The following is a 25444-nucleotide window of genomic DNA, read 5'->3' on the forward strand; positions in this document are numbered from 1 at the left end:
ATAGGTATAAGTTATGGTATGAGTTCCAACACCCGCTGTGGCCGGGTCAAATTGACCACTGCTAACACCCGTACCAGAATACGTTCCATTGGCAGGAGATCCACCTGAAAGTGCAAATTCAGCTGCATCAACACAAACATCTGAGAATGCCGACAGGGTTACCGTAGGCAGATCATTGACGGTAATATTAGCAGTAGCTGAATTTGGACAACCATCACTGTCAGTATATGAATAAGTTATGGTATGAGTTCCAACACCCGCTGTGGCTGGATCAAATTGACCATTGCTAACTCCTGTTCCTGAATAATTTCCACCACCAGGAGCCCCTCCTGAAAGTGCAAAAGCGTCTGCATCAACACAAACAGGAGAAAAACTTGACAGGGTTACTGTTGGACTTGTATAAACAAGTAATGAAAGAGTAGCAACAGAAGTAGGATTTGGCGGTGTATTACTGGTTATCAAAGCATATACATCTTGATCAGCATCCGGGGTGGTATATGGGACACTATCTTCGTCGAAAGGTATAATCTGAACAGATAAATCACCAGTATTAATGTCTTGTTCTTCCCACCAGGTAATGGTCACATCGTTAGAAGTGGTAACCAAACCTTCAAAATTTTTCAAATTAAAAGTAGCTGTAGGTATAACTTCTCCCGGAACATCTGGACAACTCCAAGTGCTATAATTTTTTGGTTTTGGGGTTTCGATTGCGATAAACTTATCAGGATCCAACTGAAAACATTTAGATGGGGTTGCCGGACATCGAAAATCATTAGTACCGGCACAAAAATCCTTATGTCCTGTTCCCCAGGCAATATAAACATCTGTTAATGCAATTTCTGATGCTGTATCGCAATTCCAGTTGAATTGGTCGTAAAATGTTACTCTGTTAAATTCTTGGTCAAGTGCTTGGCTAAAACATTGACTCAGGAATGTAATAGAATCTCCTTGGTTAGGATCTCCAGTTTCATCTAATACTTTAATGACAGTATAAATTGCAACGCCCTCACGCGGAGTGTTTGTTGTTAATTGCAAAGTTAAATATACAAGAGTGTCACCATCTAAGGGACAGATAAAAGCTCCATCATCCCCTATTCTGTTACCGTTTGCATCAGACAAATAGGCTGACTGAATCTGTACGTCATTGGAAGTACAGCCTGACACACAATCGCTTGGTACCGTTTGTGCAAAAGAGCTTGTGGTGGTCACTGTAAATAATCCCAATACCAGCACCACCATAGTAGCAAGGGATGTTCTTAAAGTTTGGTAAATCTTTTTCATCCTGTTTGTTTTTTAAGGTTAATAACTATGTTCGTTCTTTTGTTAAATTGGCAAAACAATAACCTGCTTGCCCAGGGCACAAGCTTACAGCGCATGAACAAGAACTCGGAGTTTGTAACATTACATGGGGTTTGTAGGAACAAGGGATTTGTAAAAATGGAAGTGGTAAATTGAAGACGTTCACGACGCGATTTACCGTGATTTAATGGTTGGTAAATTGAAAGAGTACGGCCTTACAAAGAAACTCTTCACTGAATTTCTCATAAACCTGGTTCAAATAAAAAGTGGAGAATTGAGATGATACCCTAATTTTTTATCTTAATTCACCATATATAATTTACAAAAAAAAAACTATTCGGTTGTATATGAGTGCGATACGAATTTGTGAAAATAGTACTGTAATTACATGAAATGCTACTGAAACTGCATGAAACAGCCCTGTGATTGTATAAAAATGATATCGACCTGAAGTGATAGTTTATTCGATAAAAAAAGTTGAATTAACATAAAACTAGACCAAAGCCTCATAAAGCACTTCCACCGGATGCAATGCCTTTTTTCCTGTTCCGTCCTTTATCTGGTGGCGACACGAGGTTCCGGGAGCTGCAATAATTGTATCAACATTGGCATTTCGCACAGCAGGGAAAAGCACCATCTCTCCAATTTTCATGGATAGTTCGTAATGCTCTTTTTCGTAACCGAATGAACCGGCCATTCCGCAACAGCCTGATGGAATTTCTTTAATCGTATAATTTTTAGGAAACGACAGCACCTTTTTCGATGGATCGGTTGATGCGACAGCTTTTTGCTGACAGTGCCCGTGGAGGAGAATGTGTTTTTCTTCGTTTGTAAACAACGACTGATCAATGTAGCCTTTATCGATTTCAGTGGCCAAAAACTCTTCAAAAAGCAGGGCATTTTTACCTAGTTCTTTGGCGGCCTCCTGCAGGTTTTCAGCAACCAGATCAGGATATTCATCGCGAAAAGCCAGAATAGCCGAAGGTTCAATTCCAACCAGTGGCGATTCTTCTGAAATGATATCTTTCAGCAGGTTGACATTCTCAGTGGCTATTTTTTTGGAAGTTTTAAGCAGGCCTTTCGACAGGAAGGTACGTCCACTTTCTTTTGTGGCTGGTATTTTTACCTCGTACCCCAGTTTTGTGAGCAACAGAATAGCTTTAATACCAATGTCGCTTTCATTGTAGTTGGTAAACTCGTCGTTAAACAGATAAACGGTTCGTTTACTGGTTTCGGGTTTCGGAATGCCGTTTTCTGTCCAGCGATTTAAGGTAATTTTCGATAATGCAGGTACGTTTCTTTTGGTTGAAAAACCGATCATATTTTTTGTCACCGACAAGTTCATTATCATGTTCGATATCGGACGAAAAACTATAGCCAGCCTATTCAAACGAGGAAGATAGGCGATCAGTTTCGAACGAAGCGGAATGCCATGAATATCGTAATAATGCTGCAGAAACTCGGCTTTTAGTTTGGCCATATCAACATTCGACGGGCATTCGCTTTTACAGGCTTTACACGAAATACAGAGGTCGAGAATATCGTAAATTTCCTTATGGTCGAAAGCCTGTTCTTTTTCGTTGTTGTACAAAAATTCGCGCAGAATATTAGCGCGTCCGCGTGTGCTTTTGTCCTCGTCGCGGGTAGCCATAAAGGTAGGGCAGAGGGTACCACCTATTTTGTCGCTTTTCCGGCAATCGCCCGATCCGTTACATTTTTCAATGCTTCGGAAATAGCCGTTATAATTCGAGAAATCGAAATTGGTTTCGAATTCCGGGATAGCTTTGCCCGGAATTACCCGCAGACTTTCGGTGATCTCGGGCGTATCTACAATTTTTCCCGGATTAAAAATATTGTTGGGGTCCCAGGCTTTTTTTACCGAACGTATCAACTCGTAGTTCTTTTCGCCCAGCATGTAGGGAATAAACTTTCCACGAACACGGCCATCGCCATGTTCACCACTCATCGAGCCCCTGTATTTTTTAACCAGGACAGCGACTTCGTTCATCAGGGTGTCGAACAGTTTTACATCTCCCGGGTCTTTAAAATTGATTAGCGGACGGAAATGAATTTCACCGGTGGCGATATGCGCGTAATAAATACTTTCGAGCTCCAGTTTTTTCAGCACCTTTTTGAAATCGGCAATGTAGTCGGGCAGGTATTCGGGATGAACGGCAGTGTCTTCAATTCCCGGCACACCTTTCCGGTCGCCCGGAATATTGGATAGCAAACCGAGCCCGGCAGTTCGGAGTGCCCATACCCGTTTAATGTTATCAGCACCTGTAATCAGCGGATAATGGTAGCCCAGTTTAGCATCTCGTAATTCCTTTTCCAGTGCTTCGGCAGTTGCGTTCAGCTCTTCCTCTGTTTCGAAGGAGAACTCAATCATCAGCATTGCCCCCGGATCGCCTTTAACAAACCAGCGGTTTTTGTTTTGCTCGATGTTTTGTTTGGCCGCCTGCATCACCGGATCGTCCATCAATTCGATGGCAGTCGGTTTATATTTCAGTGCAATTAGATTTCCGTATAAAGATTCTTCGAGCGTTTCAAAATGCGCACATACCAATCCTTTATGTTTGGGAGGCAACGGAATGACATTCAATTTCAACCGGGTTGAAAATGCCAGTGTTCCTTCCGAACCTGCAAGTAATTTGCAAAAGTTAAAAGTCTCGCCACCTTCAGTGTAAATTTCAGAATTTAATAGGACATCAATGGCATAACCCATGTTTCGGCGGGTCAGTTTCGGATCGGGAAATTTCTCGCGAATTTCTTTTTGATTGTCGCTATCAGAAAGCAGTTCGTTAATGTTCTCATAAATAGCTTTTTCAAGCTGATTTGGATTGCCGTTTAGTTTAGCCTTGAATTCTTCTTTTGTCAGCGCTTTGAAAACGGTTTCTGAACCATCAGAAAGCACTGCATCCACTTCGAGAATGTGCTCGCGTACGCTGCCGTAAACCAACGAGTGAAGCCCGCAGGAATTGTTTCCCAGCATTCCGCCCACCACACATCGATTGGCAGTTGAGGTTTCCGGCCCGAACTGCATCTCGTATTTCGCCAAAAACTGGTTAAGTTCCGCCAGTACCACGCCTGGCTCAATGATTACATAGTTTTCTTTTTCGTTGAACTCGAGAATACGGTTCATGTATTTCGAAATATCAACTACGATTCCGGGACCAACAACCTGACCTGCCAACGATGTTCCTGCTCCACGGGGAATTATCGATGTTTTGTTCCTACGCGCAAAGTCGATGATCTTTTTAATGTCCTCCTTGTTTTTCGGCCGGGTAACTGCGAGCGGCATTTCCTTGTATTGCGAAGCATCGGTTGAATAAAGTACCCGTTGCACGTTATCGGTAAATAAATCTCCCTCGAGTTGGGATTTCAGCAGGTCAAAATCGGGTTGCATATGCGAATTTTTAGGAGAGTAAAAATAGCAGATAAAGCATGTAAGCGCAAATTTGTCATACAAATTATGAATAAAAAAAACTTAAAGGATGTAGTGTTTAATGGGCAATTCTAACTAAAGCTGCGTAATTGCTTATCAGTTAATTTATTCGTAAATTCAATAAGCCAAAAGATTTAATCAGCAACCAAAACCATGAATTCCAATTCCGGGAATGATAACGTCTTTTTAAGTCGACTGACTGCTATCGTAGAGGCCAACCTGGGCGACGAGAACTTTGGGGTAACTGAGCTGGCACAAATAATGGGAATGAGCCGTTCACGCTTATATTTCAGGGTGAAGTCGGGTACACAAAAAACCGTTAGCCAGTTTATCAGGGAGATCAGGCTGAATAAAGCACTGGAATTGTTAAGGCAATCAAGCTTAACGGTTTCAGAGATTTCTTACCAGGTGGGCTTTGGCAGTCCGGCCTATTTTAATAAATGTTTTCATGAGTATTTTGGTTATACCCCGGGTGAAGTTAAAAAACTTGGCTCTGAAGAAGTCCTTTCGGAAGGTGATTTGACAAATAATACAACTTCGAAGGGAGGGCATATTAAGGTTACAATTTTAAAGATAGTACCGTTTCTGGTATTTATTTTTCTCCTATCGTGGATTGGATACAATAAAGTGTTGAATCACCAGGCGGACAAATTATCCATTATTGTACTTCCATTTAATAATCTTAGCAACGATCCCGCCAATGAATATTTTGCAGATGGTATTAGAGAAGATATTTTGAATAATCTCTACAGGATTTCTTCACTTCGGGTGTTATCAAATACAACGGCTGAGAACTTTCGGGATACAAAACTCACGGCTCGTGAAATTGCGCATCTGATGCATGTGGAGTATGTTTTGGAAGGAAGCGTTCGCAGGTATGATGACGATGTGAGAATAAGCGTTCAACTGATTGATGCCAAAAAGGACGATCATTTATGGTCTGATAATTTCGATCGGAATATGAAAGATATTATTCCGGTTCAGAGCGAGATTGCTTTGCTGGTTGCCAATAAACTTAAAGCAGTTCTTCCACAGAAAGAGATAAGAAAAATAGAACAACAATCCACCCGAAACTCAGAGGCGTACGATTATTATTTGCAAGCAAGGTTTCTTTTACACAGGGCCAATAGTCCACAGCGATCAGGATTTGATGCGGCAGGTGTCATCAGTTCAGTACAATATTACAAAAAAGCGATAGAAGCCGATTCTGCTTTTGCTGATGCTTATGCGGGATTGGCCAATGCAACTACGCAGTTAACTGCCTGGGGAATTGCACGTGACACAGGAATGGTAAGAAAGGTTTATCAGTTGTGTCAAAAAGCAATACAACTCGATCCTAATTGTGCAGAAGCCCACACAATATTAGGTTTAAACTATTGGTTCAGACACGATTTCGAAAGGTCAGGAGATGAACTCCGGAGATCGATTGAATTGAACCCGAACTTTGCCACGGCAAGGCAATGGTATGCTCAACATTTAATGATTACCGGCCCGATCAGTGAAGCTCGTAACCAAATTGATAAAGCACTGGAGTTGGAACCCTATTTTTGGGTGGTTAAAAGTCTGGACTCCTGGATCGCATATTTCGAAAAAGATTACCAAAAATCACTCGAAATTAGTGAAGTTGCAGGTGATTTTAATCCGAATTTTCCAATGAATGCCTGGCTGCATTTCCTGAATTATGTAAAGCTTAATGAGGGCGAAAAAGCACATCAGCAAATTAGGGAGATAGCCAGAAAATATTCGCATTCAGATAATTATTCAGATGAAATTGATCAGGCTTTCGAAGAAAGAGGGATTGATGGGCTTTTCATCAGTATGATTGACATAAATAATAATCATCCTGTTCCTGTGGAAGGACTAAATGGTAGCCCTTTTTATACCGCCTGGTGGTACGCCGTGTTAGAAGATCGCGAGGAAACATTATCCTGGCTCGAAAAAACATTACATTCTAAATACATACCCTATCATTACTTCAATTTAATTCTATTTCATCCTGATTTTGAGTTTCTGCACGAAGAGCCCCGGTTTCGTGCTGTGACCGATTCACTTGGTTTGAGTCTATATTGGGTGAATGTTACAGATTAACAGGTTTTCTTCTGGAGAATTCACAAATATTTTGAGCTAACTTTTTTTCGCAACATAATTGCAATTAAAACAACATAGTTGTAATTCTTGCAGACATAATTGCTATGTCCTGAAATGGCTTTCTTCGGAACTTTTCCCTCGGATTAAATCAATTCCAATAACACATGTTCAACTTAAATTAATTAATTATGAAAGCACTTGTAAAACTGTTGTTTTTAATGGTATTTATTTGCTTTTCTGCAGGATGTGATAAGCAAAATGATCCTTATGTTGATAACTCCAACGACCTTCAATTGAAATCTGCCGAATCAAGAACCATCAACTTCGATATGACCGGTGAATATTATACGCCTGTAATTTGCGACGGTGAGACGGTTGACTTGTTATATCTGCCTGAAGTGGAAGGTCAGGATGCACATATAACTGCTCACCTTGTTGACGGACAGTTTGTGTGGTTTATTGTGCATTGCAAATTAACAATTACAAGCCAGCAAACCGGTGAGACATTTAAAGTTAACGACCAGACAAAAGTGATTTTTGATGAAAATGGAGAGTACGAATCATTTACTATGCATATTCATGCAAAAGGCGATAAAGGTACCCATGTAATCATGTTTTTCGATTTTGACTGGGCAAGTCAAACACTGGATTTCCCAAAAGGCATCTGTCCGCAAAGCGATTACTAAGGAAACTTTCCTAATAATTAACAATAAAAACTAAAAAATTACGATTATGAAAGCAAAAATTTTATTATTCGTTTGCCTGATTGCAGGCATTGCAATTCTTCTTCCAGGTTGCTCAGAAGATAATTCTCAGTTTCCGGATCTGAACCAAAACAATGAGGTTTCGAATGCATTGAAATCCAAAAAAATCCCAACGCAGTTTTCCGGAACATGCACACCACGTAGTGAAGACCTTACAATCTGGTACGATGCAACAGATGATGAAAGAGTTACCGGAATTTCAAGATGGAACACCACTGAAGTGAATCAAATTGATGATATTAACTTTGAGCTTGCAGGTACAGCTGAAATATTTGTAGGTGCCAATACCATAGAAGATGTTAACAATGGAGAATACCTTGGAAAATGGGACATGACCTGGAAGGGCTCACAAACCCTGACAAGTCCCGACGGAAGCACTTTTAGAATCGTGGGTCAGGGTGTTGGAGCAGGCACCGAAGGAACCGTCTTTGGGTTAACCGCCCGATGGAAATATACCATGGTTTTTGATGGAAGTCCGGAAAGTCTTATGTATATCTCGAAAGGGAAAATTACGGAAGAATTATAAGTACTACTTTTTTAATGTTACCAATAAAAACTTAAAAAATTACGAATATGAAAACAAAAGTCTTTTTGTTACTATGCTTATTCGTAAGCACGGCAATTGCAACAAGTTTTGCACAGGAAAAAGCTAATAACGCTACACAAGGTTGGAGTACATTTTCACCCGGCGCTATTGGTATATTTTGCGATGGTGTAATGATTGATCGACTGGTTGGAGAAATCGATTACCACTGGGTTGGCCGGGGATACAAGAATGGAGTACCATATCGTGAAATTGAGCAGTTAAAAGGAAATATTACAAGTGATCTGACAGGTGAAACCTTCCGGATCAGAAGAACTGATAAATGGGAATATACCGGTTTATGGACACTTGAAGTGACATATAATTTTATTGGAGATAAGGGCTCGGTTTACACGGGTAAATTTACGCTTGATTACTCCACCTTCACATTCTCCATTGATCATGTTAACTGTCATTGATTAAGCTTACTATCCCATGAATAGCTGCCGGTTAAATGGAAAATTGAACTCACAACGATGTGAAATAAAACTGTTGCCGTGAATCTTATTCATTTGATTTAATCCAAAGGTTCTGTATACCGTAACAGTTTTACCCTCCTTTTGAATCTTTCGAAGGAGGGTTTTTTGTTGAAAACACTCCCTGAATTGTTATCCCCAAAAAAAATAATTGTCGTTGTTTGCCTTTAATATTACCGGTACCTTCTGAAAAATTGATTAAGATCGTCAGTCAGTTTTTCGTAGATCGGCCGGGTAAATTCAACAAACAAATCCTGCTGAGGTGGCAGTGGCAGAGCTTTATTTTTTGTTAGTGCAAATTGCTCTTCAGTTAAGGCTTGTTTATCGCCTATGTAAATGGCATATCGGTTTTCCCATGTAAACGATCCCGGAATAAGCTTCTCCCGCAACAAACCATTTGTGTTGAAATCGACGATGCGATAATTTAATCTTCCTCCCGAGATTACTTTATCGGAGAAGGTTTTTAGCTTTGCTTTGTATGTTTTGTATGTTGCTCTGGTGGTATCTGCGGTTTCAATTTTCACTCTTTTATTCAGTTCCTCTTCTTTTTCGTTGCGCACCAAATTACCAATCGAGAAATCGTAAAATTCCATTTGTACGATAAAATCGGGATGTTCGATGTTAAATTTTTCGGCTTGCTGAGGGGAATAGAAATTTACAAAGCTTCGCTCGGGATATTTGTTATTCAAAAACTCAAATACCTGTTTGTAAAAGAATTCAGAGCTTAACTGGTAGGTTCTGGTTTGAACTGTTGCGGCTTCTACAACAACAATATAGGTAGCCATATCTTTGGCAGCTTCCATTTCCTGCATCGCATTTTTATATCCGGGAATTAGCTGCTCTGCTTTTTGAAAGTGATTAAACGCAGTTCGCGCCGCTTCGCGTGTATTCTGTTCCAAAAAGTGAATCCCGGCCTGGTAGCGTTCTTCCGCTGCTTTTTCGTAAGCCATATTTAGTTCAGAGGTATAGGTTTTCGGATCAGTAATAATTTTTCGGGCAGCAGGAGTACTCCTTATCTGTTCCGACAAACGATTTACCTGGTGCATAATGTTAATGGCTCGTTCCCATTTAAATGCCTGGTTCGACGAAAGTGCCATATCCAGTTCTTCCTGCGACCATTCGAGAGCTATTGGGTATCCCTCTTTTACAACAGTTGTTGCTTTACTGTTATCAGGATCCGATTTCAGACGTTCAACAGCTTGTGTTATGGCCTGGTAATAATTGCCCTTTTGTAAGGCTTTTTTCCCGGAGGAACACGAAAAGAGAAGTAAGGGCAGCAGCAATAGAAGCAGATTTCGGTTGTTCATTTTCAATAGTAAAAGATTTGGCGACAAATATAAGCTTTTAAGACTCTTGGCAGGAACATAATGTTACCAATATTGTGTATCAGCTTATTTGTTACACTGTCGTTCAGAATCTCTGAAAGTTGAGGTGTTTCAACAAAACAACACTTCGTTTTTTTCAGCCTAACAGGAAGATGAAGCAAAATATAAATGGTTGACATATCCATCATCAACCTGTTACAGGTTGGAAGTGTGCTTTAGAGGTACAGTAATTTCCCGATTTCGGTCATCACCTCAGCAGCATCGCCCATTAGAAAAATATCGGTGATTTCGCTGGTGAAATGGGTTTTTTCGATGTTGATCTCGATAATTTTGGCTCCGTGCTTTTTAGCGGTTACGGGGATTTCGGCAGCAGGAAGTACCTCTGCATTTGTTCCGATTATGAGCAGGACATCTGCTTTGGCGGCTTCTTCAAACGAACGCTTTTTCGCAAAAGCCGGAATCGGTTCGTTAAAAAAAACGATGTCGGGTTTAAGGATACCTTTACATATAAAACAGCTTGGTGGCAGGTAATTTAAGTCGGCAAAACTCATGTCGTATTCCGAACTGCAGTCCATGCAAACCAGTTGTTTGTAGGTTCCGTGAATTTCATACACCTGCTTGCTTCCGGCTTCCTGGTGCAGGTGGTCGATGTTTTGCGTGATAATGCTTTCGAGGAAACTGCGTTCCTGCATTTTTGCCAGTACTTTATGGGCTTCGTTGGGTTGTGCATCACCCAGGGTATCGTAAAATATTTCCTTGATTTTTAGCCACGACTGAAGTGGTTTTTTCCTGAAGAATTCAATTTCAAGAAAAATTGGATCGGTTCGGTTCCACAAACCGTTTTCGCCCCTGAACGGCGGAATTCCGCTGGGAACCGAAATGCCTGCCCCGGTAAAAGCCACCGCATATTTTGCTATGCGAAGAATTTGAGCGGCTTGTTTTAAACTGTTGCGATCCATGTATTCAAAAACTCCCGGAAAAACTGAGATTATTTCCCGGGAGCATATTTTAGTAATTCAACTTTTTATTCTTCTTGCTCAAGGTTTTTACTCACCGAAACGGTTGTGTCTTCGTTAAACCTGATTTTAAAGTTCAACTTTCTAAACACCGAAATCATCGGTTTGTTGTCGCGGGTTGTTTCGGCAGCCAGTTTTTTAATTCCCCGTGCCTTCGCAACTTCCTGACAATATTTGGTGAGTGTGAATCCAAGTTCTTTTTTCTGCCATGCATCCGTTATCAAAATGGCATATTCCATAATTTCAACGTCAGGATCGGCAATCAGGCGGCCGACACCAATTAACTCTTTATTTCCATCTTCCTTTTCATGCTCGGCAACAATGGCAATTTCCCTGTCGTAATCGATAAAACAGAACTGGCTGGCCACTTCGTGCGAATCGAAATAGAAGTCGTAACGGAAACGGTGGTAAATGGCATCTTTTGAGCAACTTCCCAGCAATTCGAGCCACATCGGTTCGTCTTCCGGACGAATTGGGCGCAAGGTTACCGGAGTTTCGTCTTTCAACTTGCAATTGCGGATTAAACTTTCGGGATATGGCCGTAATACCAGATGTGAGTATTCTTTTACCGGATTTTTCATAATGTTCTCATCCACCACTATCCTTGCATCCAATGCAATAACATCAGTCGGCGTTACTATTAATGGATTAATATCCAGTTCTTCTATTTCAGGATAGTCTGCTGCCAGGTATGACATACGAATCAACACTTCAATCAATTTGTCGATGTTCTTGGGCGTATCGCCGCGCCAGCCGGTTAGCAACGGATATATTTTTAATGAGGAAAGCATTTGACGCGCCAGGCGCTCGTTTAACGGAGGAAACTCAAGACGCTTGTCTTTAAACAACTCAGCAGTTGTTCCACCCATTCCAACCAGCATCACAGTTCCGAAGATCGGGTCTTTTTTTATCCCGAGAATCAGCTCGATGCCATCTTTCGAATCAACCATTTTTTGTACAGTGACTCCTTCGATCTTTGCATCCGGACGTTTTTCAGAAGCAGTTTTGATCATGTTTCTGAATGTTGCCCGAACCATATCTTCATTTTTGATGTTCAGTGCAACGCCGCCCACATCCGATTTATGGGTGATGTCTGGAGAATAGATTTTTAAAACTACCGGATAGCCTTTTTCTTCTGCAATTCGAACGGCTTCATCTTCGGTGGCTACCGGTGTTGGGTGAGTGGTGTCAATTCCATAATCATTCACCAGCATTTTTGAATCGTCTTCGTTCAGTATTTTGGCTTTCGGGAAAATATTGCTTAAATATTTTTTGCGCAATTCGTTCCGGTCATATTCAAATGAAACCGGCACTTCACGTGGTGTTTCATACAACATTTCCTGGTTTTCTGAATAATCAGAAAGTGTCATAAAAGCGCGAATGGCCTGTTCAGGTGTCGAGTAGCTTGAAATACCTTTGTTGTTAAAGATCTGTATACCATCGCGCATGGCCGTACCGCCCAGCCATGCGGCCATTACCGATTTGGTTGTATTGGCTGTCATTTCGGCTATTGCCTGCGCAGTCGCTGTTGGATCGGTCATCGCTTGCGGAGTTAACAAAACAAGCACTGCATCAACCCCCTTATCTTCGAGAACTATTTCGGTAGCTCGGGCAAAACGTTCCGGGGTGGCATCTCCAAGCACATCCACGGGGTTACCGTGCGACCAGAATGGCGGCAGGTAATCGTTGAGTTTATCCATGGTTTCATTGGAAAGTTTAACCAATTTTCCACCCATCGAAATCAACGAGTCGGTGGCCATAACACCGGGACCACCGGCATTGGTAACAATGGCCAGACGGTTTCCTTTCGGAATGCGTTTTCTGCCTACAAGGTCGGTAAAGTCGAAAATGTTTCCAAAGTCGAATACTCTGGCCAGTCCGGCACGTCGGAATACCGCATCGTAAATCGAATCTTCAGAAGCCATCGCACCCGTGTGGGAAGCTGCAGCCGCAGCCGATTCCGGGAAGCGACCTGATTTATATACTATGATCGGCTTTTCGCGCGAGAAGGCACGGGCCGCCGACATAAATGTTCGCGCATTGGCTATGGATTCAACATACAAAACAATGGATTTGGTATTGGGATCCTGTCCAAAATAATCGATGAGGTCGCCAAAACTTACATCCATAGAGTTACCAATGGATACGAAGTAGGAAAATCCAATATTCGATTCGTAAGCCCAGTCGAGAACCGAAGTACAAAGCGCACCGGATTGTGAGATAAAAGCCACGTGTCCTTTTTTCGGCATTCCATCGGCAAAACTTACATTCATATTTAAACCCGGCACCAGAATTCCGAGACAGTTCGGGCCAATAATGCGCATGTCGGGGAATTTCGCTTTTTCAGCTTTAACCTGAGCTTCCAGTTGCTTTCCTTCATCTCCCGATTCCTTAAATCCGGCCGACATGATTATTACGCCATGGATGCCTACCTCACCGCAATCTCTAACAAGTTGCGGTACCCATTTGGCAGCGGTCATGATTACAGCCAAATCGGGGACTTTGGGCAGACTTTTTACATCGGGGTAGCAGGGAATGCCAAACACTGCTTCGCGCTTGGGATTTACCGGATATACCACACCATTGAATCCACCGCTTACCAGGTTTTTTAAAGTGATTCCACCAACACTGTCGGGATTATTGGAAACACCAATCAGGGCAATTCGTTTTGGTTTAAAGATACTGTCTAACTTCTTGATGGCCATTGTTTACTATTTTTGGGTTGATCGATTTTTGTTGTCTTATGAAGTAGGTTGTTTTGACTTCTAAATTTCATCAAAAAATGTCAGCTTAAAAAATAGTTGATTTTGACAGAAAAGAAGATTGTGTGGATGTAATTGTCAGATATATAGCTGTTTGTGCTTGTCTTGTTGTTTTCGACTATTTAAAGAATATGTTTAAAAACAATCCTATGGTTCCCTGTTTAACAACATGTTCAGGATTTGATGATAAAATTTCCATAAACAGACTATTTTTCACCCTCTTATGCCGGTTCGAAAAATGAAAAGCGCCCTGAAATTTCAAGGCGCTAATTTATTGAGGCAATAAATTTGATTTTATTTTTTAGTGGGATTAATCCCGGGCTCCGATAGGTAAAACAACTTTTTTCTGAGTTTCGTTTATTACTTCGGCCATGGCCAGATAAATGGCTGATAGACCACAGATTATTCCTTCAAAGCCTGCTATTTTCCCGATCAGGGCAGAACCCGACCAGTCTCTGATGGCAAGCAGGAAGAATAAAATCCACAGGGTTAGAAAAATAAATTGAATCGCCCGGTTATTTCCAAAGGTACCAATCCACATCATGAACGTAAAAACACCCCACATAAACAGGTACCAGCCCATAAAGCCGACTGGAGGACTTTCGAGCCAACCTATTTTAGGAAATACGATCAAAAATACCAGGGTGAGCCAAAACAATCCGTAGGATGTAAAGGCAGTCGTTCCAAAAGTATTTCCTTTTTTGAATTCCAGAATTCCTGCGATTACTTGCCCGATACCTCCGTAAAATATACCCATTGCAAGAATCATCGATCCAAGCGGAAAGAAGCCTGCATTATGGATGTTTAGCAGAACAGTAGTCATTCCAAACCCCATCAAACCCAGCGGGGCAGGATTGGATAATTTATTTTCCATTTCGATAAAATTTAGGTTGATAATGTAATTTTGATTTTTTCTTTGGTCTATCGTTTAACTTCCACTTTTGCTCCTTCAATGATGTCGTCAACTACTCCCGGATCGAGTAGGGTTGAAGTATCTCCCAGGTTTGTGGCATCGCCTTCACCAATTTTTCGAAGAATACGCCGCATGATTTTACCCGATCTTGTTTTTGGTAATCCGTTAACGATCTGGATTTTATCAGGTTTGGCTATCGGCCCGATAAATTTGTTTACGGTTGCCCTGATCTCATTTTCGATGCTTGCCAATTCGGCATCGGTCAGGTCTTCGCAAATGACGTAAGCATAAATCCCCGATCCTTTAATCTCGTGCGGGTAACCAACAACTGCCGATTCCACCACTTTCGGGTGCTGGTTAATGGCATCTTCCACTTCGGCTGTTCCAATCCGGTGACCCGAAACATTGATTACATCGTCGATTCGTCCGATTATTCTGTAATAACCTTCTTCGTCGCGTTTAGCTCCGTCGCCGGTTAAATAGTAGCCCGGGAACGATGAGAAATAGGTTTGATAACAGCGCTGATGATCTCCCCAGGTGGTGCGGATCATTCCAGGCCATGGATGTTTTATACACAAAATGCCTTCCTGACTGTTCCCTTTAAGCTCGTTACCTTCATGGTCAAGCAGCACAGGTTGAATACCCGGGAATGGCAATGTTGCAAGTGATGGTTTTGTAGGTGTTATTCCGGCCAGTGGTGTGATCATAATTCCGCCGGTTTCGGTTTGCCACCAGGTATCTACAATCGGACATTTTCCTTTACCCACGAGATCGTGGTACCAGCGCCACGCTTCTTCGTTTATTGGTTCGCCAACCGTTCCCAGTACTTTTAACGAGCTTAAATCATGCGAAGTAACCCATTGGTCGCCTTGTGCTACCAAAGCGCGAATTGCTGTTGGAGCGGTGTAGAATTGTGTGACTTTATATTTGTCGACAACGTCCCAGAAACGACCTGCATCGGGCCATGTTGGAACGCCCTCGAACATAATGGAAGTAGCTCCTGCCAACAGCGGACCGTACACAATGTATGAGTGCCCGGTAACCCAGCCAATGTCGGCTGTACACCAGTAAATATCGCCGTCGCTGTACTGGAACACGTTTTTAAAAGTATACTCGGCATAAACCATGTATCCGCCTGTGGTATGCACCACTCCTTTGGGTTTTCCGGTAGAGCCTGAGGTGTAAAGAATAAACAGAACATCTTCGGCATCCATGGTTTCGGCTTTGTTATCGCTGGAAACGCCTTCCAAAAGATCGTGCCACCAAATATCTTTACCTTCGTTCCATTTTACGTCTTCGTTGGTACGTTTTAATACCACAGAGTATTGCACCGAAGGACAGTTTTCCAGGGCTTCGTCAACAATACTTTTTAGAGGAATTGATTTTGTACCGCGGAAACCACCGTCGGAAGTGATCACTACTTTGGCTTCGGCATCAACAACTCTGTCGGCCAGTGCAGTAGCCGAGAATCCTGCAAATACAATGGAGTGAATGGCGCCAATACGTGCACAGGCAAGCATGGCAACGGCCAGTTCCGGAACCATGGGTAAATAGATTGCCACCCTGTCACCTTTTTGAACGCCAAGTTTTCTAAGTCCGTTGGCAAATTGCTTTACCTTTTCGAACAATTCGCCGTAAGTAAGTCTAATCTCTTTTTCTGCCGGATCGTTCGGTTCCCAAATAATGGCTACCTGATCTTTGCGCATAAACATGTTACGCTCAAAGATATTCTCAGTAATATTTAATTTACCATTTACAAACCAGTTGACATCCGGGGCTCCATCTCCTTCAAATTTATATTGAAGTACCTGATCCCATTTTTTTTGCCAGTAATGGCTTTCGGCAATTTTTCCCCAAAAACCATCGGGATCGGCTACACTTTCCTTGTACTTTTCGAAGTACTCGGCTAAACTTGTTATTTTATTTACCATAGTTATAACTTTTAGGTTATTATGTTAGCTTACTGAAATTGTTCCGGTCGGGATGCCGACCAGACATTATAAAACTCCCTGCGCGCGATTTTGGCTGGTCGAGAATTTGTTGTATAGGTTTCCGTATGACTCACCATTCGATGGGCTTCCGGATACCCGGACAATAGAATCGTATGATGCACAGAGTTGAAGCAAGTTGATAGTATTTGATTTACAACTTAATAGGTTTTGAAATTAGCATATTTATTAATTTTTTTAAAAGATTGAGATATATTATAAAACACTAAATCAGTGGATTGGTTTCTGGTTATAAAACATATTCATAAGGTTGAATTAAAAGATTTTTTTGTCTATATTATAAGAAAATCAGAACCGTAAATTTCTAATTTTTCCATTTAGTAATCGTTCCTCAAAAAGTAGGCGAGAAACCTTAAACCCAGTTGTAGGTTTATTTGAAAATGTAGCAATTCGCAAGCTAATGAAGCGTGTAAGTTACAATGTTCGAGTTGAATGGCAGAGGTTCTATCTAATTTTAAAAATGAAATCTCAACTGATGGTTTACAACATAAAATATGCTGAGAAAAGTTACCAATTGCGCCACGGGTTTAGTTTAATTTCGTGGTAAATCTAAATAGCAAATAATGAAGAGCTTTAGTGAATTACTTGATGCAGCTAAAAAGCAACCGACAAAACGCCTGGTTGTTGTGAACGGTGTTGATGTAAACACGCTGGAGGCTTTAAACGAAGCCGTTAAATTGGGATTTGTGAAACCAATTCTGACAGGGAGCCAAAAACGAATTGAAGAAAAGCTAAGTTCCTTGCGCATTGATTCGAGTAAGTACGAGATCGTAAATGAAGAATCGTCGAAAGGAGCTACTGAGCGAGCTGTGCAGATGGTGCACGATGGAGAGGCGGATCTGATCATGAAAGGAATGGTTTCTACCGATAAATTCATGAAGGTGCTGTTGAAGAAGGAATACGGTTTATTGCCATCGGGAGCCACATTGAGTCACATTTCAGTAATGCACAATCTCTGCTATCACAAGCTCTTGATTTTTACCGATCCTGCTGTAATTCCTTACCCCGATTTGAAGCAGAAAATTCTGATGACACAATATTTGATATCCGCTGCTCATGGTTTGGGAATTGAACAACCCAAAGTAGCAGTGATCGCTCCAACAGAGCAAATCATCATTTCAATCCAGTCGTGTATGGACGGAGCAACTATTGCAAAAATGTCGGAACACGGACAGATTGAAGGGGGTATTGTAGACGGCCCGATGGCGCTGGATGTTGCTATAAACAAGGATGCGGCAGAGATAAAAGGCTTTAATTCAACGGTAGCCGGCGATGCTGATTGCCTGCTTTTCCCGAACATCGACGCTGCCAATGTTTTCTACAAAACCAATTCGAAACTTTGCAATGCCGAAATGGCGGGTATAATTGCCGGTGCCAAAGTTCCTGCGGTGGTATCATCGCGCGGAGATAGTGAAAAAACGAAACTGAACTCTATCGCACTGGCTTCGTTATTAAGTTGATATGCATCGTGTTCTTGCCATAAATCCCGGTTCAACCTCAACAAAATTTGCCGTTTATTTCGGGAACGAGTGTGTTTTGCGTAAAACCATTCGTCATCCCCTGGAGCAATTGCTGCGTTTTAAAACCATAATCGATCAGTTCGACCTGCGTAAAGGGCTCATTATTGAAGTGCTTCAGGAAGAAGGTATCGAAGTCGATTCGATAAAGTACATTATTGGCCGCGGGGGATTGACTTACCCGTTGGAATCGGGTGTATACCGGGTGAATAATCGTATGATTGAGCACCTCAGAGAAGGGATCCTAGGACAGCACGCCAGCAATCTTGGTCCAATTCTGGCCGATTATATCGCATTGCAAATACCCGGTGCAAAAGCGTTCATGGCCGATCCGGTAGTCACAGATGAACTGGATGAGGTAGCACGTTACGCCGGTCATCCAAAATTTCAGCGAATATCAATATTTCATGCGCTCAATCAAAAGGCAACAGCTCGTTTGCATGCTCAAAAAATGAATAAAAAATATGAAAGCCTTAACCTGATTGTAGCCCACCTTGGTGGAGGAATTTCGGTTGGCGCTCATAAAAACGGACGGGTGATAGATGTGAATAATGCGTTGGACGGTGAAGGCAGTTTCAGTCCGGAAAGGTCGGGCACCCTGCCGGTCGGACAAGTAATTGATTTATGTTTCAGCGGGAAATACGGCAAAGAGCAGATTCGTCGCATGGTAGTGGGTGAGGGTGGTTTTGTAGCTTACCTCGGCACCAACAATGCACAGGAAGTGGAAAAACGGGTGAAACAAGGTGATGAAAAAGCCAGTGCAGTTCAACAGGCATTGTTTTACCAGGTGGCGAAAATGGTTGGTGAAATGGCCACAGTGCTCGAAGGAAAAGTGGACGGGATTTTGTTAACGGGAGGATTGGCCTTCAATAAAGACCTTGAGAAATACATTCAGCAAAAATGTGGTTTTATTGCAGCTATTTATACCTATCCCGGAGAAGACGAACTCGAGGCACTGGCGCTGAATGCCCTGCGTGTAGCACAGGGTGAAATAGAAGCAAAGGAATATAACAAATAAAGTCCCCATAAATATGGAGACTTTATCGTTTGTTGCAGAGCATTTTTCTATTCATTGTTGTTCATGGCATAAGGCTCAGAGTAGAGGTGGTTGCTCTGCTTTTTTTTCAGGCACCAGCATCTTTCATCTATCATCCAGTCTTCCAGTTCAAGTGGTTCTTCCCTGGCTTCAGCAAGAAATTCCATATACATCCTTTCAAACTCGATAGCTTTGAAAACAGCTTCGTTTTTAGCTGCCAGCAATTCCAACAGGTAGCTGTTTTCTGCAATGCCGGTATTAATCGGAGAGGGGGAAAAATCTTCCATCATAAATGCTTCTAATTTCAGTGGCTCATCTTTTAATTCAAAGGCCAAAAAGTCGTTTAAGATCCTGTTGGCTTCAATTTCCCGATCAACTTCTTCAATTTTCTTATCAAGCAGGTCGCTTAAAAATTCCTCGAAGTTGTCATTCCATGCTTTGTTTGATGTTAATAAATTGTCGGTAAGCATCCAGCTTTCCAAAGCAAGATCTTTCTCATTATCCCTTGCGATCAACTCTCGGGTGCTTCTTTCGTTTTCCAGATTTGCAAAAACTTCTTCATTTTTCTGTGCATACAGTTCATTGAGGTAAGCGTTTTCCCGGGTAACAAAAGGCTTGTCGTTGTTTTCATTAAAATAACTTTTCTGAAAATCAGTTATGGTAGAGATATCTTCGAACAACATGCCCGGTTCTTCAATGTCTGTCAGATCACTTAATGCCTGAGCCAGTGCAGTCTGCTTATTATTCAATATTACCATTCTAAGTTTGTCGACCTCTAATGTATTGGTATGAACCGTTGCAAACCGGGCCTCGATTGATTTAAGCAATGTATAATTATTGGTATCGGCTTTTGTAGGGAACGATTCTGCGCGAATAAATCCTGATGCAAGTAATAGCGTTCCGCAAATAAGCATTACTACCATCATAATACGATTGCTTTTTTCCTGTTTCCTTTGAAATTCGTTAATCCGTGTTTTCATTTTTATTTCCTCCTTGATTTTAATGATTTCGAAAATTACAATTCAAAGGTAGGGCGAAAGGAGGGTGCGATTCTACCACCGAAGTTTCAAAGAATGCAACAGAAAATTCATGGGAAAAGCTTTATTGTAGCGAGTTTCAGACGTCTAACACAAAAGTCCCAAATGCTGCAACTGGTGTTTCATTTCTTAGGGAATTAAGAAAAATGGGAATATGGGAAAATGAATGCACTTTGGAAATTTTATTCCTTTTTCATGTATTCTGATGGCAACATTCCAAACAATTCTTTAAAGCATTTTGCAAAATAGGAGGGATTATTAAAACCAACTTCGTAGGTGATCTGGGCAATATTTCCAAACTTTTGATCCAACAAACTGGCTGCCCGTTTCAAGCGAATGGTGCGAATAAATTCTCCCGGCGATTGATTGGTAAGCGCTTTTATTTTTCTGAAAAGTTGGGTACGGCTCATCAATAGCTCATCCTGCAACTGGTTGACTTCAAATTCAGTGTTGCTCATATTTTTTTCGATCAACTCCATTACCTTATCGATAAATTTCTCATCGGCAGAACTTACGGCAATGTCTTTCGGTTCCAGCTTCAGGTTTTTATTAAAACGCTCGCGTAATTTTTGGCGCTGTTCAATTATCTTTTCAATCCTCAGCCGCAATTCTTTCATGTTAAAAGGTTTCGGAACAAAGGCATCAACACCGGTTTCCAGACCCTGCATTTTGTCTGCGTGGCTCGCTTTCCCGGTAAGCAAAATAATTGGGATGTGGCTGGTCCGTTCGTCGGCTTTAATTTTTCTGCTCATTTCAATTCCATCCATTTCGGGCATCATCACATCCGAAATGATCAGATCAGGAATTTGTTCTGTCGCCATTTCAAATCCTAGTTTCCCGTTTGCAGCTGTTTCAACATGGTAACATGCATGCAGGTTTTCGCGGATAAATTCGCTGATTTCCGGGTGATCTTCCACGATTAATAGTTCAGGCAAATTCTCTCTGCTAGCCTCAGGTGATTCATTACAGTTTGGTGTTTCTTCATCATCAGTAAATACCGGGGCACTTTGGGCCGAATAATTTTCGAGGATGACATATTCATCGTTTTGCAGGTGTTCCTTACCCAGCGGCAAACTCACTTTGAACTTGCTGCCCTCGCCAACTATGCTTTCCACGCTAATTTGCCCGTACATGAGTTCAACCAATTCTTTGGTCAATGAAAGGCCTATTCCCGTTCCAATATTTTGCTGACTGGTTGAATTACTGACCTGGTGAAAACGATCGAAGATTCTGGAAAGTTCTTCAGGTTGAATTCCTTTCCCGGTATCCTGAATAATAAGTTCGAGCAGGTTTGGCTTTGGAAAGTTGGCAAAACAAAACACCTGCCCGCCTTCGGGAGTGTACTTCAGCGCATTCGAAACCAGGTTGTTGATGATCTTTTCCAGTTTTGAGGCATCGAATAAACGTAGTTTTTTATCAGGCGGGGTATAACTGTTGAAACTGATGTCTTTTTGTTTGGCGAGTGTCGAAAAGGCTGCAAAATGTGCCCGGATAAAAGAAACGATATCGGAGTTTACCAGCTCCTGTTTCATGCTTTTGGCATCTATTTTCGACAGGTCAAGCATCTGGTTAACAAGTTCAAGAATGGCATTGGCATTTTTACGCATTTGTTTGATCTGTTTTCGCGACGGAGCTTTCTCAGCTTCTTTTGAAAGCATTTGCTCAAGCGGAGCCAAAATCAGGGTGAGCGGTGTACGTAGTTCGTGCGAGATATTCGAAAATAGTTTTGTTTTCAGGTCATCCATTTCGGTAAGTAAGCGATTGGCTTTTTGCTTGTGTTTGTAACTTCGGTAAATGGCTACCAGAAGAATTAAAGTAAGAAAAATAATGGCCACTGCAACTGCAATAAGTGTTTCTCGGCTTTTTTGTTTCCGGATAGCCTCCTGCTCAGCCAATTTGAATTCCATTTTATTATACTCACGTCTGGCGACATCAATTTTTTCTTCGGTGTCGTAGTCTATCGATTTTCTTAAATAAAAATAGGCTTTCTCAAAATCCTTTATGGTTGCATAGTAGTGGCTTAGTACAATATTAAAACTGGCCAAATCGCCTTCCGCAAGAAGGTTCTTGTTTTCGTAGCCATTTGCTATTTGTCTGGCTTCTTCTAAATAGGTTTCAGCAGCAGGGATACTATTCTGGTCGAGCAGGAACTTACCAAGATAGAAACTAACATTGAATTTAGCACGTGGATTTTCATCAATTGAGGCCAAATCATAACTTTCTACAAAATACTTGAAAGCAGAATCGGGTTTGTTGTCTTTTTCAAAAACAATTCCCAAATTAATGTAACAGTTGAGCAAGCTATTTTTTTCGTCAACCAGTTTTAGTACTTTCTGTGATTTCTTAAGATAAAGCAATGCAGAATCAAGTTTCCCTTCTTCCTCAAACATTCCTCCTATATTTAAGCATATCGATCCAATCCAGCTACTGTCTTTTAGTTCTTCGTAAAGCTGTAAACTATGGACATATTGGTTATAGGATTCCTCATAATTATTCAAATTTTTGAAAAGTGATCCCAGTCCGTTATAAACCTGAGCAAGACCTTTAGTATCCTTCAGTAATTCAAAGTACCCTTCTGATTTATTGTAAGCTTCAAAACTGCCTATGTATTCCCCGCTTTTTCTTAGTTCTCTGCCTATGAGGTAGTAGGAAAGAGCCGCGTTGCCGGAATATTCGTTTTCTTCTGAGAATTGAGCGAGATTTGCTAAAATTGATAACATTGTGTCTTTATCCAGTTCAGATAGTGCAATGTCGATTTCATGCTGAATTTTAAATCGAATCGAATCATCTTTTTCCTTTTCGTAGTTTTGGAAAAGTGAATCCAAACTTTGGTTTGGATTATTAGCTTGTTGTGGTAATGAAAATGTAGGCAATAACAAACAAAAAATAAATATGAAATGGATATTTTTCATCAGGTCTATAAAATTTCTACCACTCCCAGTTTCCTCATTTTATTGATCCATATAAGAACTTCCTCTTCAGAAGCGACAGAATTAACCTTGTTTACATAATCAGAAAAATAAAGTTTCGAAAGATGGTCTAAAAGATACTTTTCTTTTTCCTTAATTTCGATTCTGTTGCAAGAAGTATTCGAAACTGCAACTAACAGATAATAGTAATTTCCAATACTCGTGCCATCGGAATTCATTGTCCAGGAGTTGTCTTCTGGTGTTACTTTTTCAAGCTGATGTTTTGTCGTTAGTACTTTCCAGATTGGTGTAGCGTAGATTATTGTTTTCTGGTCAATTTCTCGGTTTGTTGACATGGAAGAATGCATGTTCAGTTGAAAATACATTGTTTTTAGCATGGCACAATATGATTCATATGAAAATACATCCATAATATACGGTAGGCTTTCGATTGCTTTCTCTCTAATTATCAATTTTTCAATATAGTTTATGCTGTATAATGTTATAGACTCCAAGTTTAAATTAGATCTGTCAATCTTTCCACATTCCTTTTTTAGAATATTTACCAGATCCACTTTCTCAATTCGCTTTAAAATAAATTTAGCCAGCAAGAAGAGTGTATTTCTGAAGTTTTTGCTTTTATTAATTAGGCTACGTAAAAAAAGCATCTCAAATCTTGTTATTGTATCAACTGGCAAGAAATAAAATGAACTAAAAATTTCCCGATGATTTTTGATTAATTCCATCTCTTTTGGTCCGCAATCATTTCTTGAAAAATTTGAGAATCTTCCGTCGAACTTTAAGTTGTCAAGTTGAGATGCATAAAGTGGTGTACCTGGTAAAATTGTTAATTCTGAAGCTTGGGTTAATACAGCATTTGATGATAAAATCAAGATGCTTTTCAATGTGTCATTTAAATCTGATTTAGATTCTTCGGGAAAACCTATTATATAAGAAGCATGTACATTGATCTTTATCTGTTTGCAAATTTCAGTAACCTTGTAGATTTCTAATAAATTCAGATTCTTTTGAATAATTTTTTGCATCCTTTTAGAACCTGTTTCAATCCCGAAAAAGATATCCGTGCAACCTGCTTTTTGCATCGCAATCAACATTTCCTTCGAAACACAATCGACACGTGCGGAACAAGTCCACTTAAATTCAATTCCCTGTTGTTGTTGAATTCTAATTAGTTTCTCACAAAGTTCGAATACAAAAACTTTACTGAAGGTAAACATGTCGTGAGCAAAACTAAAAGATCTTATTTTGCGTTGCGAATATGCATGTAACATCTCTGAGACAATTCTATCTGTAGTTTTAACTCTGTATTTTCTCGAAAAGAAATCACTTGTAGAGCAGAATACACAACGAAAAGGACATCCCCTTCCAACATCAATTTTAAGCCATCTCGCATTTGGAATTAAATCGTAAGCTGGTATTGGAAGAGCATCTAAATCATCAACAGTTTTATCATATTTGTTACTTAAAATTATCCCATTACGCGCGCGATAACTCAGGCCGGGAATTGTCGTCCAGTCAGAGGTTATTTTATTAAGTTCTGTTAAGAATATTGGAAGAGTCAACTCTGCTTCGCCGGCTAAGACAAAGTCTACAAATTGAAACTTTTGTAATGTTAACTTGGGTAAAATTGATGCCTGAGGACCTCCAAAAAGAATAGTTATTTCTGGATTTTCCTTTTTTATTTCAGCAGCAATCAACAATGAGAATGGATAATTGATACACCAAGTTGAGAAGCCTACAATATTTGGTTTATGTTCAAGTATCCTTTGAGCAAGAAGCTTGTATTTTTGCTTGTCGAGAACTAACAATTGTGGATTAATAATAGTAGCTTGAAACCCGGCTGACCTGATGACCGAAACTAGGCTTAATAAGCCGAGGGGCAACAGATCTTCTTGACTCCCCTTTAATGAAGAATCAATAATTGGTGGTATTAGAACAATATGATCTGATTTTAACTTATTGATCTTGATGTGAATAGTTGGTTTAAATCCAGGTACTTATGTCTTCTGGTTTGGCTTCTTTTTCTACTCCTTCAACACGGTCTTCGAAATTGAAGTCCTCCAGATAAGATGCATCCTTTACTTTTTTGTTCGCGAACCATTCAATTAAACTTGGACGACCTACTGCATCATACCATTGGTTTACTTCTCCTGTAAACGTAGTTAGCTTGCTTGAATCTTCTGAAACATGCAATGCGTCACCCTTAATTTTGAATTTGAATTTCTTTCGATCTGGCATTTTCTA

Annotated in this window: 17 protein-coding genes; 6 read left to right on the forward strand and 11 right to left on the reverse strand. The window is 40.7% G+C overall.

The genetic code is table 11. The features are described from left to right. Both HFD85_RS15070 and HFD85_RS15075 read right to left on the reverse strand, forming a co-directional pair. A partial coding sequence (locus tag HFD85_RS15070) for a hypothetical protein (protein ID WP_206081987.1) occupies positions 1-1281 on the reverse strand: 1281 nt, incomplete at its 3' end. A 511-nt stretch (positions 1282-1792) separates the two neighbouring features. Continuing rightward, positions 1793-4705, reverse strand: coding sequence for an FAD-binding and (Fe-S)-binding domain-containing protein (locus HFD85_RS15075; protein ID WP_167611618.1), 2913 nt, complete (start codon positions 4703-4705; stop codon positions 1793-1795). A gap of 192 nt (positions 4706-4897) precedes the next feature. Here HFD85_RS15075 and HFD85_RS15080 point away from each other — a divergent pair, with 192 nt between their 5' ends. The 4 genes from HFD85_RS15080 (at position 4898) to HFD85_RS15095 (ending at position 8598) form a co-directional block, all read left to right on the forward strand. Continuing rightward, positions 4898-6832, forward strand: a complete 1935-nt coding sequence (locus HFD85_RS15080; protein ID WP_167611621.1) for a helix-turn-helix domain-containing protein — start codon at positions 4898-4900, stop codon at positions 6830-6832. A 188-nt stretch (positions 6833-7020) separates the two neighbouring features. Continuing rightward, positions 7021-7518: a hypothetical protein gene (locus HFD85_RS15085; protein ID WP_167611625.1), complete on the forward strand. Its 498-nt coding sequence runs from the start codon at positions 7021-7023 to the stop codon at positions 7516-7518. Positions 7519-7564: 46 nt separating this feature from the next. Continuing rightward, complete coding sequence (locus tag HFD85_RS15090) at positions 7565-8122, forward strand: hypothetical protein (RefSeq protein ID WP_167611628.1); 558 nt, start codon at positions 7565-7567, stop codon at positions 8120-8122. 47 nt (positions 8123-8169) lie between these two features. Next, positions 8170-8598, forward strand: a complete 429-nt coding sequence (locus HFD85_RS15095) for a hypothetical protein (protein WP_167611631.1) — start codon at positions 8170-8172, stop codon at positions 8596-8598. Positions 8599-8828: 230 nt separating this feature from the next. Here HFD85_RS15095 and HFD85_RS15100 read toward each other — a convergent pair whose 3' ends face one another. From HFD85_RS15100 to acs, 5 genes are all read right to left on the reverse strand, one after another. Further along, on the reverse strand, positions 8829-9962 hold the full coding sequence (locus HFD85_RS15100; RefSeq protein WP_167611634.1) for a hypothetical protein: 1134 nt from the start codon (positions 9960-9962) through the stop codon (positions 8829-8831). 233 nt (positions 9963-10195) lie between these two features. Further along, on the reverse strand, positions 10196-10939 hold the full coding sequence (locus HFD85_RS15105) for an SIR2 family NAD-dependent protein deacylase (RefSeq protein ID WP_167611637.1): 744 nt from the start codon (positions 10937-10939) through the stop codon (positions 10196-10198). 65 nt (positions 10940-11004) lie between these two features. Further along, entirely contained in the window at positions 11005-13701 is a 2697-nt protein-coding gene (locus tag HFD85_RS15110) for a bifunctional acetate--CoA ligase family protein/GNAT family N-acetyltransferase (RefSeq protein ID WP_167611640.1), read from the reverse strand. Between the two features lie 367 nt (positions 13702-14068). Then, positions 14069-14632 carry an acetate uptake transporter gene (locus HFD85_RS15115; RefSeq protein WP_167611643.1) on the reverse strand — a complete coding sequence of 188 codons (564 nt, stop codon included), beginning with the start codon at positions 14630-14632 and terminating at the stop codon, positions 14069-14071. 47 nt (positions 14633-14679) lie between these two features. Further along, positions 14680-16602, reverse strand: coding sequence for an acetate--CoA ligase (acs, locus tag HFD85_RS15120; RefSeq protein WP_167611646.1), 1923 nt, complete (start codon positions 16600-16602; stop codon positions 14680-14682). 641 nt (positions 16603-17243) lie between these two features. On the opposite strand from acs, the gene HFD85_RS15125 reads away from it, so the two are divergent. Beyond that, a complete protein-coding gene (locus HFD85_RS15125) occupies positions 17244-18140 on the forward strand; it encodes a phosphate acyltransferase (RefSeq protein WP_167611649.1) in 897 nt (298 codons plus the stop codon). Position 18141: 1 nt separating this feature from the next. Next, on the forward strand, positions 18142-19215 hold the full coding sequence (buk, locus tag HFD85_RS15130; RefSeq protein WP_167611652.1) for a butyrate kinase: 1074 nt from the start codon (positions 18142-18144) through the stop codon (positions 19213-19215). Between the two features lie 47 nt (positions 19216-19262). On the opposite strand, the gene HFD85_RS15135 is transcribed toward buk, so the two are convergent. From HFD85_RS15135 to HFD85_RS15150, 4 genes are all read right to left on the reverse strand, one after another. Continuing rightward, on the reverse strand, positions 19263-20213 hold the full coding sequence (locus HFD85_RS15135; protein ID WP_167611654.1) for a hypothetical protein: 951 nt from the start codon (positions 20211-20213) through the stop codon (positions 19263-19265). Between the two features lie 239 nt (positions 20214-20452). Then, positions 20453-23095: a hybrid sensor histidine kinase/response regulator transcription factor gene (locus HFD85_RS15140; protein ID WP_167611657.1), complete on the reverse strand. Its 2643-nt coding sequence runs from the start codon at positions 23093-23095 to the stop codon at positions 20453-20455. 92 nt (positions 23096-23187) lie between these two features. Further along, positions 23188-25083, reverse strand: coding sequence for a B12-binding domain-containing radical SAM protein (locus tag HFD85_RS15145; RefSeq protein WP_167611660.1), 1896 nt, complete (start codon positions 25081-25083; stop codon positions 23188-23190). 100 nt (positions 25084-25183) lie between these two features. Continuing rightward, entirely contained in the window at positions 25184-25438 is a 255-nt protein-coding gene (locus HFD85_RS15150) for a hypothetical protein (RefSeq protein WP_167611663.1), read from the reverse strand. Positions 25439-25444: the final 6 nt, after the last annotated feature.

The sequence above is a fragment of the Maribellus sediminis genome, from assembly GCF_011799805.1.
In the GTDB taxonomy this organism is placed as follows: domain Bacteria; phylum Bacteroidota; class Bacteroidia; order Bacteroidales; family Prolixibacteraceae; genus Draconibacterium; species Draconibacterium sediminis_A.